Here is a 12,751-nt window from a genome sequence, read left to right on the forward strand (position 1 = left end):
GCGTGCTTCGGCCAAAAATCCAGTCGACCGACTTGACATACCATGCGGCCGACTGAATCTGGATGACATAGGCCAGAGCGATCAGCAGGGCAATGGTGACACCCTGTTTACCGAAGGCTGTCATGGCAATGGCCAGGGCAATGGAGAGATCCCGCATCACCACACCGTAAACCATGGCAATGGCGTCTCCGCGCCGAAAGAAAAGTCGGCCCACTATGGATAGCAGGCTGTATGAAACTAGATAAAATACAGCCAGCGGTGCCAGAATGCTCAAAATGTCGCCGGGGTTGGCGATAATGCTTTTGGCCTTCAAAGACATGGCTACGAAGGCAATCAGGACAACGCCCAATGCCGAGAAAGGAGGGAATTTGGGTTTGATGCGCTGATTCCAGGTCATTTCACCAAATTTTTTCCTGAAAATCGCTTGGGTGGCAAGACCGGCTACGAGAGGTACGAACACAAAAAGCGCGATCTGTTTGAACATGTGCAGCATGTTTACCTCGATCGTAGCACCCATGAAAACCTTTGTGTAAATGGGTGCGGCCAGGGCGCCGATAATCAGACCGAAAACCACCATTTTGATGGCGGCTTCCTTGTTGCCCCTGGCAAACCCTGTCCACGAGATGGTCATGCCCGAGGTGGGCAGGACACCGATCAGGAAAAGCCCCACGGCCCAAAGTGCATATTTTTCCGGCCCTCCGGAGAAGAAAAGTCTGCCGATGAAATAGGCAATGGCGGGAATGAGCACGAAGTTGATAAATTGGGTGGTTAGCTGAAGTTTATAGTCCTCTCCCTTGAAAACGCTTTTGACATTCAGGGTGACCATCATGGGGTAGACCATGATAAAGGTCACGGGAATGATACCCTGTTTAAGGGGCGCGGCGTTGAAGAAATAGCCAAAGGCGAGGCCAAATGCCATGGAAATCGGAATGGCCCACACCAGATTTTTTTGTAGTAGTGTCAGTAGGTTCATCGTAACGAAATCTCCCGTGACTTTTTAAGATCATGTGTTGTTAATTGACACCTAATCTGAGTGAATGAAAATAACCAACTCCTAAAATTTGAAACGCTCGGTTTAGGTGACAATGTCCGCTAATATGCGTTGCAGGGTAGGGGCATCTTGAAGTCCAATCAGACGGGCGATTTCTTCACCTTCCCTGTAAACAACAAGGGTGGGGATGCTTTGAATCCCGAGTTGGACAGCCACTTTCTGGTTTTTGTCGATGTTTATCTTGGTAAAGGTTGCTTTGCCTTTAAAAATTTTTTCAATTTTATCGAGAACCGGTTCCTGGGCATGGCAAGGCGCACACCATGGCGCATTGAAATCAACCAGGGTGATGCCATGTCCGACCAGGGTTTTAAATTTTTCAAGGGATGATAATTTAAGGGTCGCCATGGCCGTTACCTCTTACCGGATGCGTTAGTGAAAAAATGCGGCACCGGTTTCGGGTGCCGCATTCGTCTATTTTTTCCCGAATGAAAATGGGTTATCCGCCGAAGTCTCCACCGCCAAGGCCCTTCATGGCCTCTTCGGCATTCACCCGCAGCGTAGAGATAGCGGCATCGAAAGCCTTGCGCTCCGCCACGATGTCATCCATCCCGGTATCGGGCGTGCAATTTTCCCTGATTTGATCGATACGGCTGTCCATTTCTTCAACCAGCATGTGCAGGTCTTCGATGTTGGGTAAAATTTTTTCCTTTTCTCCACCCGGCAGCCTTTCCATTTTACGGGCAATGTCATAGACGATGGCTTTCCATCCGGTTAACTCCATTTCCATTGTCCTGCAGCAGTTTCTTGCTTTCATGATTTTCTCCTTTTGTTGGTGTTGTGGGGTTAACAACATTAACCATTTCATTGAACTCAGTAAGCGGTAAATCAACATCTGTGCCAAACTTTTCAAGAATAGGTTTTGCCGTTCAACCAATGTGGTAACTATTTTAATTCAAAGGGAAATAAGATATTCAAAATTTGCGCTTATCGGAATTCGGATGAAGATGGGGGTACCGGAGAGTGTTAAGTTGACACCCATTTTGGATTGACAACGTTATATAACGTTAATATACATTTGCTGGTAGTGTGTTCATGATACAACTGTTGTCAATTAACAGCATGCGGTTAAGCCGTTTCGATTAGGGAGGTGCATCGTCATGCAGGAACAAACGCATCAGGTCTGGAATCTTCAGATTCTCAACCAGATCATCAATTCCATGGCGGATGGTGTTTTTACGATGGATACCCAAGGCCGGATTTCATCTTGGAACAGGTCCATGGAGCGTATCAGCGGATATACGGCGGGAGAGGCGTTGGGCCGACCCTGCAGATTGCTGCAATGCAGCCGCTGTTTTGGGAAAAGCTGTCCGTCCGACATCGAGAAGTGTAAAATTGTCGAGCACGGAAAATCAGAGGCCAAGGAGTGCCTATTACGGCACAAGGATGGGCATGATGTTCCGGTGATTAAAAATGCCAGTGCGGTAAGAGACGAAAACAACGCCATCATCGGTGTGGTCGAAACGGTAACCGATTTGAGTGAGCTCAACAAAGCGCGTGAAAAGGCACTTGAGGCTGAACTGCGGCTGAAGGATGTTTATCGCCTGGGCAACATCATCGGCAAAAGCAGCGCCCTGCGCAGGGTTTTTGATTCCATCAAGGCGGCGGCGGCGAGCGATGCCACCATTCTCGTCACCGGTGAAAGCGGCACCGGCAAAGAGCTGGCGGCCAACGCCATCCATTACAACAGTGAACGCAGCGAGGGGCCGTTTATAACGGTGAACTGCAGCGCCCTGTCGGAATCGCTTCTGGAAAGTGAGTTGTTCGGGCATGTCAAGGGCGCTTACACCGGCGCCATTCGTGACCGGGCCGGCCGGTTCGAACAGGCCGATGGTGGGACGGTTTTTCTCGATGAGATCGGTGAATTGAGCCCGCTGATCCAAGTCAAGCTCCTGAGGGTTTTGCAGGAACGGAAAATTGAGCGCGTCGGTGAATCAAGGGAGCGCAAGGTTGACATTCGTGTGATTACGGCGACACATCAGGACCTGATGGAGTGTGTGCGCAAGGGGACCTTCAGGGAGGATTTATATTACCGGCTCAAGGTCTTTCCTGTCTTTATGCCGCCGCTCAGGGAGAGGAAGGAAGATATACCGGCACTTGCGAATCATTTTATAGACAAGCTGAACGGCAAAACAAATAAATCCATAAAAGGCCTGTCCCAAGCGTCCATGCGTTTGTTCATGGATTACGCCTGGCCCGGTAATGTCCGTGAATTGGAAAACGCCATTGAACACGCCTTTGTGCTTTGCAACGACGGCCAGATCGGATCGTTGGACTTGCCAATAGAAATCAGGCGGCCTGATTATTCCGACGCCTGTTCTCAACCGGTTCCCAAACCACCGGGGGCACCCGTAAGACGAAAAAAACTTTCCAGGCAGATTCTGCTGGAACTCCTCGATCAATGTGAGTGGAACAAGGCCGAAGTCGCCCGCCGTGTGGGATTGAGCCGTACATCCATTTGGCAGTATATGAAAAAATGGGAAATCCCTCTCCGAAAAGAGGAGGAAACTCATTTTCTTTCGAATCTATAGCCCAAAATAGGGCACAACGATTGCCGAGGAACAATGCCTTCCCGGCCGTGAAAGACTCGGCTCAAAGCGTCCGTAGTGCCGAACAGGGCTAAACTTTGGAAATAATATCGTCGGTATTCAGCCCGGCATAGGTATGTTGGGATAAGTTCAGGCCGTTCGGCACTACGGACGCTAAAAAACCTCAAACAGTTTCACGGCCGGGACGGCATCACCCCCCGGCTGTCAGGTTTTTACCTTGTTATTGGTTATAGAGCCGTTTTCTTTAAACGTATTCTGCCTGGTGACCGCAAACCTGACGATGGTTAACACATGGTTAACGTTACCCGTTACTCCCCCTTTAACAGAGAACGCACCTTTTGTGGGTGTCGCCGGATGGCTCTTGTATTATAAAAAATCTATAATATTAAGTAATTATGTGAAAAATCGCTTCTTGGAACCAAAAAAAAGACAGCTAAACTCCTCGTTGGTATGAAAATTGAATTGTTTTTTAGCATTCCGATAACGAGGAGGGCAGTTTAAAAGTGGAAACCAAACAGCTGACGAATGCAGAAGAATTTGAAAATTCAATTAAAAAAGGGGTGACTCTCATCGATTTCAATGCACCCTGGTGCGGGCCCTGTCGTGCCCAGGAGCCCATCATCAACCAGCTGGTGGAAGACTTTGCGGGCAAAGCGACCGTGGCTGAAATGAACATCGATGAAAACCAGGAAACAGCCGTAAGGCTCGGAATCCAAAGTATTCCCACGATAGCGCTTTTTAAGGACGGGGTCGAAGTTAAACGCTTTGTCGGCCTTCAAAGCGCCCAAACGCTCGCAAGCGCCATCGAAAATCATTTGCAGTAGTTTTGTATTGCTTTTTTATGAAAACGAGAAAGGAATGGTAACATGCCCATTTATGAATATCGTTGTGAAAATTGCCAGCATGAATTTGAAAAGTTGATGTTTCAAGGTGACGAGGAAAGGATTCGATGCCCTGAATGCGGTGAAACAAAAACAACCCGCGTGCTGAGCGCCACCAGTTTCATGAGCGGTTCCGGTTTGGGGGCCTGCGTTTCCGGATCGTCATCGGGCTTCTCGTGAGCGGGCTGATAAAGGCCGGCGGGCTGCCGGAAAAAATATCAAGGTCTGTATTATTTCGAGCAGGCCAAAATTGTCAGGAATCAACTTGATCAACGGATCGGATTCAATTTTAGGGGGCTAATAGCGTAAGCCCCGTTGATCAGCGATTTGAACGAGGAGCTATCATGCCGAAAGAAATATCGAGAAGATCGTTTCTAAAAGGGTCTTTGGTGGCGGCCTGCGCTACCTGCGCATCGCAGGTCCCGCTGCCGGCATCGGCTAGAATGAAAAGCGGACAGGAGTTGGCCACTCTCATCGACATCCGCAAATGTATCGGGTGCGAGGCCTGTGTGGAGGCCTGTCGCGAGGTCAACGACTTTAAATACCCTGAACCTGAAAAGCCTTTTCCCAAGATGTATCCCAACCGGGTCAAGGTGGCGGACTGGTCCGACGAAGAGGGGCGGGAAGTTCGGGACCGGCTGACACCCTACAACTGGCTGACCATCCAGTGGGCCACGGTCGAAGTGGACGGCGAAGAAACGGAGCTTTCCTTTCCACGGAGATGCATGCATTGCCAGAATCCGCCCTGTGCCGACCTGTGCCCCTGGGGCGCCGCAAGCAAACTGGAAAACGGGATCACCCTGATTCATTCGGATATCTGTCTGGGCGGGAAAAAATGTCAGGTGGCCTGCCCATGGGACATTCCCCAGCGCCAAACCGGTGTCGGACTTTATCTTGATATCCTGCCCAGCCTGGCGGGCAACGGTGTGATGTACAAATGCGACCGCTGCTACAACCGCATTGCCGAAGGAGAGATGCCGGCCTGTATCGAAGCGTGTCCAGAAGAAGTGCAGATTATCGGGCCAAGGGATGAAATCGTGGCAGAGGCCCACCGACTGAAAAAAGAAGAGGGTGTCTACATTTACGGTGAGACCGAAAACGGTGGCACCAACACCCTGTATGTGTCACCGGTTCCCTTCGAAACCCTCAACCAGGCCATTGGCAAAGGTCCGGGTCGCCCCCATTTCAACAAGGTCGAGAACAAAATGGCGCATGCCGACAACCTGGCCAAGGCCATGCTGATAGCACCTTTTGCCGGGCTGACGGCAGCCGTTGGGCGCGTTTACAAAGCCTCAAAAAAACTTGATGACAAAACGGGAGACATATCATGACATTAGCGACAACGCCTAAAGCGTTTGCCGAACAAAGATTTTTCAAGCCGTTTTATTTCCTGCTGCTGTTTGTCATGGGCTTGACCGGTTTCGGCCAGATGCCGATATTCAAACGCTACTACATTGCCGATATTCCCGGGTTGGCGTGGTTGGCGAATTTCTATACCACCCACTATATCCATTATATAGGCGCCGCCAGTCTCTTTGGATTTTTTGTTTATGCCGTGGTCGTTTATTTCGGATTGATGCGTAAGCGCTTTCGGCTGACCTGGGCGGCCTATGTCAGGATTGCATTGCTGGCGTTGATTGCGGTTACCGGTATTTTCCGTGTCCTTAAAAATTTGCCGGATGTGGTTTTTTTACCCAAATTTACCATGGTGATCGACATCTCCCATTTGGCCTTCATGATGTTTCTGATGGTTGCCGGCATTGTTTTCATCATCATCAAAAAAGGCTGGCTGGTCAGTAAATAGGACCCTCTTCTGCAAAGATCACGAAAACACGAGAGCCGTGAAAAATCATGTTTTCATCAGTGTAGTAATGCAACGCTGGGGGCAGGGGACCAGAATAGCGCAGGCTGACAGGTAATAGCCCATGGCAATCCATTTGCTATGGCCTGTCAGCTATGCGTTCCTATCGGTTTAGGAGTTATCTCGGATGGTCGCGGAAACGGTAAACTGCGGCGGATCGAGGATGTTTCTTTTTACCGTGCACAATTGGGCCGCTTTAACCACCGCCGCTTTGTATTTCGGCGGAAAGTCCGCCGGCAGGTCGAAATGGATGTGAACCGCCGTGGTCAAGTGTTTCTCTTCGTTTCTCTCGAAGTCAAGCTTCATTTTGATATTTGATGTGTCAATGCCGCGTTCCTGGCAGAAGTAGACCACATAAACCCCTGCGCATGTGCCGATAGAAGCGAGAAAGAGACTGTAGGGCTCGGATGCGCTTCCATCACCTCCCTCATCCTTGGATTGGTCGGTTTCAATGGTAAAGCCTTTGTAAATGGCATTGACCTTCTTACCTCCGGGAAAATATACTTCCATAGATTCCATGACAAGTCCTTTTGGCTGGCGTAGTTGTCGGAAACATATTCCGATTCGAGTGCAAGGCTGTTGAAGTAAAACAAAACCTTGGAACCATCATCAATTGATCTGATACCGTTCAGACAATGAAGCTATAATAAGGCCAAAAGAATAGGAATCAAGGTGCCCCTTAAAAATAGGATTGATCTTTAGTCGCTATCGGGCACTTTTTCACTTTCCGGTATTTCCTCGTTGGGCGCCCAGGTGTCGAACAGATTGGGCGTTATGGTTTCACCGGGAGTGGCATCGGTGCGCAACCAGACGATGCGGGTATGACACTCCAGGATCTTTTTCCCGAGTTCGTCACGGCGAATGACAAGGGCCCTTTCAGCGGATTTTCTGTCAGTGTGCAGGGACAGGACTTTCTTCTCGCGTTCTCCGGGGGTAAGCTCGTCATAAATTAATGCAAACATAATCGCCCTCCTTTGTGTTGCGTTGATAAACCCAGAAAGAATCTTCTCTGACCTGATAATAGATGGTTGCACAAACGATGCCAGGGAGGCACACAGGTCAACATAGCGGCTGTCTTGAGTGATGATGGCGGCCAGTGCGGTGATCATGGTGTATTTTTCCCCCAAGGTGCCGTTGTCGCAAACACGCTGCTTGTGGCGCGAAGCGGATCACGAAAAAGATCGCGGTTGTCACCCATATGTTAACGTTACCTAACGCAAAAGTAACGTTAACTTGACGATGGGAACGGCTGCATGGGCGGACACCGTTTCGGCTCAGGGTAATGAACGGCAGCATTGAAAAGGGGGCTTGGCGGAAAGCCTGGCAGCGGGATGGCGTGGGTTTAAACCGGAACGCTCATCGACCATGTCTGCCTTGTAACATAGGCAGCAGATGCTCATACGGGGCCGATGTCCGGAAATGCAAATCGACCCGGTGGGCCTATTCCCAAGGGGCCGATTTGCTACTCAGGTGGGTAATTATGCATCAAATGGAGGTAATGCCAAGTATAATTCCCAACGTCTGTTGATGCAATTAGGGTGCCAAGTTCTCAACTGCTTCGCCGAGAAGCCGCTTGAACCGGTCGAGCGTGACTGGGTAGGCCTGCATGGGGATGCCCATCCAGTCACAGTATTCCAGGAAGCCTTCGGGATCTTCCGCCATGTATTGATCCAGGTAACCGATGCCGTCCAGAACGATGGCACCACCGCTATGCCTCGGAAAATTTTCATTGGCGATACCCTTGTCCCAGCCTTTGAACACCTGCTTGCGAAATTTTACCCAGCCCGGCGTCATCCACCACACCGGTTCGCCTCCGGCCATTTCCTGGGCGATACGCCGGCGCTCCTCTTCCGTGGCGATCATGTCCATGCATTGCGTGGCCTGAATGCGACCCACCCTGGGACCCTGTTCCTTGATAATGGTCTGCATGAGCCGGGTCGGTTCGTTGACATTGACGTAACAGAATTTTCCGCCGTAAACCACCAGGACTTTTTCAGCCTTCTGCTTGGCTTTGTCGATCATGTTGACCAGCTGGCGTTCCAGTTCCGGAATGTCCTGGTGCAGCCCCGGCGTGGTGTAATAGAGGTGGTTCGTGTCCAGGAACCCTTCTTTTTTCAGATGATTCAGCTCCAGGCTCATCGTCCCGCAGGACACGATGGCGACATTGGCAAAAGAGATCTTTTCCATGTTCATGGATGCCTCCTTTTAATGGGTTCCGGTCGTTCAGCTCAGCGCTGTTTTAGATCAAGGTAAAAGCAAGATTGGTGCCAGAAATGGAATGACGGTCGGTTCAGTACTAACATGCCCCTTCTTTACTTGCCGTTGAGATTGAAGCGCTTCATTTGGCTCCACACACTCGTCCTGGAGATCCCCAGAATCCTGGCTGCCTCAGATTGGTTCCCCTTTGCACGGTTCAGCGCATCGACCAGGCGCTGTTTCTTGATGTCGTCCAGGCTTTGTGCCGGCTCGGCTGCCAGTTCGACCGGGTTGACATCCCGGCTGCCGTCGAATGGAAAGTGTTCGGGCAGGAGGGTTGGACCGTTGCAGGATACAAAAGCGTACTCGAAGGCGCTCTTAAGCTCGCGCACGTTTCCCGGCCATCTATACTGCATCAGGGACTCGAGGGCCGTCTTGGATATTTTTTCGATTTTTTTACCGCTTTTCATCTGCATTCTTCTAAAAAAAGTGTCCGCCAGGATGGGAATGTCGCCGAACCGTTCCCGTAGCGGGGGGACGTGGATGGGAATGACATTGATGCGGTAATAAAAGTCCTCACGGTAGGCGCCTTGTTCCACCAACTGACTCAAATTGCGACTGGTGGCTGAAATGATACGGGTGTCGATGTGAATGGGCCGGTTGTCGCCGACACGCTCCACCACCTTTTCCTCCAGCACCCGCAGCAGCTTGATCTGGGTGGACAGCGGCAGGTCCCCGATTTCATCAAGAAAAAGGTCGCCCCCCTGGGCCGCTTCAAAACGACCCTTACGGGTTTTATGCGCGCCGGTAAAAGCCCCTTTGACGTGGCCGAACAATTCACTCTCCAAAAGGGACTCGTTCAGGGCGGCGCAATTGACCTTGATATAGGCTGCATCCTTGCGATTTCCACTGTTATGGATGGCTTTGGCCACCAGTTCTTTTCCCGTGCCGCTTTCGCCGAAAATAATCACCGGTGCATCCGAGCGGGCAGCATTGGTAATCAGATCGAAGACCCGCTGCATGGCGGCCGACGACCCGACCATGCCGTGAAAGCGGTCTTCTGCCTTCAGCTCGCGTCTGAATTTTTCGATCTGGACCTCCTTGTCCATGAGATCGGTTATATCGGTCATGGTTTCGACGGCGCCGGCCACGTTGCCTTCCGCGTCAAGCAGCACCGACGCATTTTTCACGACATGAACATACCGGTCGTCTTTGCGCTTTATTACGCAGGTCTGCTTGCGCAGTTTTTCTTTTTGGAACAACAGGCACCAGTGGTGGCCTTTGTTATTGCGGGCGATTTTACAGGTGTTGCAGTTCAGGATAGAGCAGGATGCCCCGATGATCTCATTGCGGATATAGCCGGTAATATTTTCGAAGGCGCGGTTGACCGAGACAATCACGCCATCGGTGTTTACAATCATCACGCCATCCTGAATCGTGTCGACAACGGTTTTCCAGTATGAATCGAGTTCTTTTTCAAACATGGCATCCTCCATATGTTAGAAAAGTGAACATGCGAATTGTTCAATAAGTTAACACACGAACAACCGATGAACAAGTTCAAAGCAACAAATTGGGCGCTTCGCAGGCATTTTTGTTGCCGCACTGTTTTTTATTTAGATATATTTCAATCAGTTGTCTTTAGACTGTGTCCAGTTGGAAAAACATGGCATCCGCATTGCTTTATACATTGAAAAAGAGAAGCTGAGACCATGCAGATTGATTTAAGAAACTGGATAATGCCGTTTTCGCTTTTAAAAGGCAGCAACGCTTTCAGGTCGCTTAAGGCGGATGAAACACTCGAACTACTGTGGAGCGACACGCAGAATCTGAACGACCTGTTAAAGATCATTCCATCCGATCAATGCGAGATCGTTTCGGTGAGAGACTTATCGCCGGACAACCCGGGCATAAGCGTTCGCATGCGCAAAATGCATAATTAAATAAGGGAAAGGAGAATATCATGAGCGATGTAGATTTAAGCACGATTGAAATTGCGAGCACCGTCGATGCCAGGGGCAGCGCCTGCCCCGGCCCCCTGCTGGAGGCCAAGAAAGGGATTGGCAAGGTCAAAGTCGGTGAAATTCTGGAAATTTTTTCCAACGATTCAGGCACCCGCAAAGACATCCCCGCCTGGTCGAACAAGGTCGGCCACGCTTACCTCGGTGTGCTCGAAGCCGACGGCTATGACAAGCACTATGTCAAACGCAACAAATAACCCGTACGGTGATGTTCAGGCCGGTACTTTCACCCGGCCGCATGGTGACCACAAAGACACATAGGACGGATGCGGTTTTTTCCCCCGGGTGTCTTTGTGGTCTACCACGTCCTGAAGAGGAGGCCTTGTTCAGGAAATCCGCTGAACAAGGTGCCCGCAGGCAATTATCCATCAGCAACAGGGCAGGAGAATAATGGCAACGCAAGCAAGCAGCAAAAAAGAGGGAAAAATCCTCATCCTGGCGACCGAGAACTGTGCCTACCCCGGAGCCAACTCGGTGGGCCAGGCACACTCGAGTTATCCCGCCAACACCTATATCATGCGCGTTCGAGCGCCGGTGTTGTTTCCGGAACGGTTTTATCTGGACTGTTTTAAAAAGGGCATTGCCGCCATCATCATCATGTCCTGTGGCGAAGAATGCCCCTATGAAGGCGCCTATCATGCCCTCGCGAAAAGAATCGACCGCGTCTATGCCATGATGAAGGAGCAGGGGCTGGATATCCGGCGCCTGCGCCTGACGGCAATCTGCACGGTGTGCAACCGGGCTTTTCTAAAGGAAGTCAACGAGATGAACGCGCTTATCCAGGAGATCGGGCTGCCTGAATTTGAGAAAGCCGCCTAATTTTAAAAAGCGTGTTGTCGGATCAGGAGAGATGCATGCAACCCAACCAAGAAATGGAATTTGACGCCATAACGATAGGGGGCGGTATTGCAGGACTTCAATCCGCCCTGGACCTGGCCGATCAGGGCTACAAAGTGGCGGTAATCGAGAAAGATGCCACCATCGGGGGCAAGATGATTCGCCTTTCCAAGGTATTCCCAACCTTGGATTGTGCCAGTTGCATCACGACCCCCAAGATGGCAGCAGCCGCACATCATGAAAATATAACCATTTTTACCTGTTGTGAGTTGAAAAGCCTCGATCGCGAAGGGGAGAAGCTTCTTGTCCGGGTAACCCAGATGCCCCGCTATGTCGACCCTGACAAGTGCATCGGTTGTCGCCAATGTGAATATGGCTGTCCGGTCTATGTCGCGGATGACGAACAGGGGGGGTTCAACATGCGCAAGGCCATCCGGATTCCCTTCTCCAACGCCATCCCCCAGGTCGCTCTTTTGGATATGGACAACTGTTCCCTCTGCGGCAAGTGCGATCGGGTCTGCCCAACGGACGCGGTCAACTACCTCGATCAGCCTGTTGATTTCGTTATCAAGTCCCAGAGCGCCGTTCTTACCACCGGTTTCGATTTGACCCCGGCGGAACAAAAGAAAGAGTATGGCGGCGGCCAGATTCAAAATGTGATCACTTCCATGCAGATGGAACGGTTGCTGGCGCCCCACGGTCCCTACATGCGGGTCCTGCGGCCATCCGACGGCAAGGAACCGGACTCCATTGCCTACATTCAGTGTGCGGGATCACGCGACAAGAGCATCGGGATTCCCTATTGCTCCAGGGTTTGCTGCATGTATGCCATCAAACAGGGCATGCTGCTTTCCGGGGCGCTCCCGCTGGCGGATATTACCATTTACTACATGGATATTCGTGCCTTCGGCAAAGGCTATGAACAGTTTTTCCAGAATGCCAAGGCCATGGGCATCGAGTTCGTGAAAGGCAAGGTGGCCAAGATCACCCAGGGTGAGAATCAGAATGTCAACCTGCGCTATGAGGCCCAGGAGGACGGCGGCGGGGTGGTTACCCGCGAACACGACCTGGTGGTTCTCTCACTGGGCATGGTTCCCCAGTGGCATCCGGGGCGTGTGTGTCCGGTTTCAGTGGGTGGTGACGGATTCATCAAAAACATCATGCCCAGGATGGCACCTGCGCTTACGGATCTGGAGGGGGTGTTCACGGCGGGGGTGGCCTCGGGTCCCAAAGACATCGTGGACACCATTGCCGAGGCCGGCGCCGCTGCCATGGAGGCATCGAAATACATGCGGGCTCAAAGCAGCTCATTCGAAAAGGTAGCCTAGAAACATAAATCAGCCTCGTACGGGCGGTTG

At 51.1% G+C, this 12,751-nt stretch carries 15 protein-coding genes and 1 pseudogene; 9 read left to right on the plus strand and 7 right to left on the minus strand.

Annotated features, from left to right (window positions below):
* Window positions 1-31: 31 nt before the first annotated feature.
* The 3 genes and pseudogenes from LJE94_00420 to LJE94_00430 all read right to left on the minus strand — a co-directional run bounded on the left by LJE94_00420 (window position 32) and on the right by LJE94_00430 (window position 1,805).
* Window positions 32-973 (minus strand): annotated as a pseudogene (locus LJE94_00420) (bile acid:sodium symporter).
* Window positions 974-1,075: 102 nt separating this feature from the next.
* Entirely contained in the window at window positions 1,076-1,396 is a 321-nt protein-coding gene (locus LJE94_00425) for a thioredoxin family protein (GenBank protein MCG6908568.1), read from the minus strand.
* Between the two features lie 91 nt (window positions 1,397-1,487).
* Window positions 1,488-1,805 carry a hypothetical protein gene (locus tag LJE94_00430; protein MCG6908569.1) on the minus strand — a complete coding sequence of 106 codons (318 nt, stop codon included), beginning with the start codon at window positions 1,803-1,805 and terminating at the stop codon, window positions 1,488-1,490.
* Between the two features lie 343 nt (window positions 1,806-2,148).
* Between LJE94_00430 and LJE94_00435 the strand changes: the two genes are divergently transcribed.
* The 5 genes from LJE94_00435 to LJE94_00455 all read left to right on the plus strand — a co-directional run bounded on the left by LJE94_00435 (window position 2,149) and on the right by LJE94_00455 (window position 6,282).
* Window positions 2,149-3,579 carry a sigma 54-interacting transcriptional regulator gene (locus tag LJE94_00435; GenBank protein ID MCG6908570.1) on the plus strand — a complete coding sequence of 477 codons (1,431 nt, stop codon included), beginning with the start codon at window positions 2,149-2,151 and terminating at the stop codon, window positions 3,577-3,579.
* Between the two features lie 521 nt (window positions 3,580-4,100).
* Window positions 4,101-4,421: a thioredoxin gene (gene trxA, locus LJE94_00440; GenBank protein ID MCG6908571.1), complete on the plus strand. Its 321-nt coding sequence runs from the start codon at window positions 4,101-4,103 to the stop codon at window positions 4,419-4,421.
* Window positions 4,422-4,463: 42 nt separating this feature from the next.
* Window positions 4,464-4,658: a zinc ribbon domain-containing protein gene (locus LJE94_00445; GenBank protein MCG6908572.1), complete on the plus strand. Its 195-nt coding sequence runs from the start codon at window positions 4,464-4,466 to the stop codon at window positions 4,656-4,658.
* 164 nt (window positions 4,659-4,822) lie between these two features.
* Window positions 4,823-5,809, plus strand: a complete 987-nt coding sequence (locus LJE94_00450; GenBank protein ID MCG6908573.1) for a 4Fe-4S dicluster domain-containing protein — start codon at window positions 4,823-4,825, stop codon at window positions 5,807-5,809.
* On the plus strand, window positions 5,806-6,282 hold the full coding sequence (locus LJE94_00455) for a FeS-binding protein (protein MCG6908574.1): 477 nt from the start codon (window positions 5,806-5,808) through the stop codon (window positions 6,280-6,282). The genes LJE94_00450 and LJE94_00455 overlap by 4 nt, the downstream gene beginning before the upstream one ends.
* Before the next feature lie 168 nt (window positions 6,283-6,450).
* Here the strand turns inward: LJE94_00455 and LJE94_00460 are convergent, their stop codons facing one another.
* From LJE94_00460 to LJE94_00475, 4 genes are all read right to left on the minus strand, one after another.
* Entirely contained in the window at window positions 6,451-6,858 is a 408-nt protein-coding gene (locus LJE94_00460) for an OsmC family protein (protein ID MCG6908575.1), read from the minus strand.
* Between the two features lie 179 nt (window positions 6,859-7,037).
* Window positions 7,038-7,301, minus strand: coding sequence for a hypothetical protein (locus LJE94_00465; GenBank protein MCG6908576.1), 264 nt, complete (start codon window positions 7,299-7,301; stop codon window positions 7,038-7,040).
* Between the two features lie 571 nt (window positions 7,302-7,872).
* Window positions 7,873-8,526 (minus strand): DUF1638 domain-containing protein, encoded by a 654-nt coding sequence (locus LJE94_00470; GenBank protein MCG6908577.1) that lies wholly within the window; start codon window positions 8,524-8,526, stop codon window positions 7,873-7,875.
* Between the two features lie 125 nt (window positions 8,527-8,651).
* Window positions 8,652-10,019, minus strand: coding sequence for a sigma 54-interacting transcriptional regulator (locus LJE94_00475; GenBank protein MCG6908578.1), 1,368 nt, complete (start codon window positions 10,017-10,019; stop codon window positions 8,652-8,654).
* Between the two features lie 228 nt (window positions 10,020-10,247).
* On the opposite strand from LJE94_00475, the gene LJE94_00480 reads away from it, so the two are divergent.
* The 4 genes from LJE94_00480 (at window position 10,248) to LJE94_00495 (ending at window position 12,721) form a co-directional block, all read left to right on the plus strand.
* Window positions 10,248-10,478, plus strand: a complete 231-nt coding sequence (locus LJE94_00480; protein MCG6908579.1) for a hypothetical protein — start codon at window positions 10,248-10,250, stop codon at window positions 10,476-10,478.
* A gap of 20 nt (window positions 10,479-10,498) precedes the next feature.
* Window positions 10,499-10,753, plus strand: coding sequence for a sulfurtransferase TusA family protein (locus LJE94_00485; GenBank protein ID MCG6908580.1), 255 nt, complete (start codon window positions 10,499-10,501; stop codon window positions 10,751-10,753).
* Window positions 10,754-10,946: 193 nt separating this feature from the next.
* Window positions 10,947-11,375, plus strand: coding sequence for a hydrogenase iron-sulfur subunit (locus LJE94_00490; protein MCG6908581.1), 429 nt, complete (start codon window positions 10,947-10,949; stop codon window positions 11,373-11,375).
* Between the two features lie 35 nt (window positions 11,376-11,410).
* The gene (locus tag LJE94_00495) at window positions 11,411-12,721 is read left to right on the plus strand and encodes an FAD-dependent oxidoreductase (protein MCG6908582.1); all 1,311 of its coding nucleotides are present in this window, start codon (window positions 11,411-11,413) and stop codon (window positions 12,719-12,721) included.
* Window positions 12,722-12,751: the final 30 nt, after the last annotated feature.

Source organism: Deltaproteobacteria bacterium (genome assembly GCA_022340465.1).
In the GTDB taxonomy this organism is placed as follows: domain Bacteria; phylum Desulfobacterota; class Desulfobacteria; order Desulfobacterales; family B30-G6; genus JAJDNW01.

What these genes read in the sequence shown, in the direction of transcription:
- LJE94_00425 (MCG6908568.1), bottom strand. Translation starts at nt 1,396, where the DNA reads ATGGCGACCCTTAAATTATCATCCCTTGAAAAATTTAAAACCCTGGTC.
- LJE94_00430 (MCG6908569.1), bottom strand. Translation starts at nt 1,805, where the DNA reads ATGAAAGCAAGAAACTGCTGCAGGACAATGGAAATGGAGTTAACCGGA.
- LJE94_00435 (MCG6908570.1), top strand. Translation starts at nt 2,149, where the DNA reads ATGCAGGAACAAACGCATCAGGTCTGGAATCTTCAGATTCTCAACCAG.
- LJE94_00445 (MCG6908572.1), top strand. Translation starts at nt 4,464, where the DNA reads ATGCCCATTTATGAATATCGTTGTGAAAATTGCCAGCATGAATTTGAA.
- LJE94_00450 (MCG6908573.1), top strand. Translation starts at nt 4,823, where the DNA reads ATGCCGAAAGAAATATCGAGAAGATCGTTTCTAAAAGGGTCTTTGGTG.
- LJE94_00455 (MCG6908574.1), top strand. Translation starts at nt 5,806, where the DNA reads ATGACATTAGCGACAACGCCTAAAGCGTTTGCCGAACAAAGATTTTTC.
- LJE94_00460 (MCG6908575.1), bottom strand. Translation starts at nt 6,858, where the DNA reads ATGGAATCTATGGAAGTATATTTTCCCGGAGGTAAGAAGGTCAATGCC.
- LJE94_00465 (MCG6908576.1), bottom strand. Translation starts at nt 7,301, where the DNA reads ATGTTTGCATTAATTTATGACGAGCTTACCCCCGGAGAACGCGAGAAG.
- LJE94_00470 (MCG6908577.1), bottom strand. Translation starts at nt 8,526, where the DNA reads ATGGAAAAGATCTCTTTTGCCAATGTCGCCATCGTGTCCTGCGGGACG.
- LJE94_00475 (MCG6908578.1), bottom strand. Translation starts at nt 10,019, where the DNA reads ATGTTTGAAAAAGAACTCGATTCATACTGGAAAACCGTTGTCGACACG.
- LJE94_00480 (MCG6908579.1), top strand. Translation starts at nt 10,248, where the DNA reads ATGCAGATTGATTTAAGAAACTGGATAATGCCGTTTTCGCTTTTAAAA.
- LJE94_00485 (MCG6908580.1), top strand. Translation starts at nt 10,499, where the DNA reads ATGAGCGATGTAGATTTAAGCACGATTGAAATTGCGAGCACCGTCGAT.
- LJE94_00490 (MCG6908581.1), top strand. Translation starts at nt 10,947, where the DNA reads ATGGCAACGCAAGCAAGCAGCAAAAAAGAGGGAAAAATCCTCATCCTG.
- LJE94_00495 (MCG6908582.1), top strand. Translation starts at nt 11,411, where the DNA reads ATGCAACCCAACCAAGAAATGGAATTTGACGCCATAACGATAGGGGGC.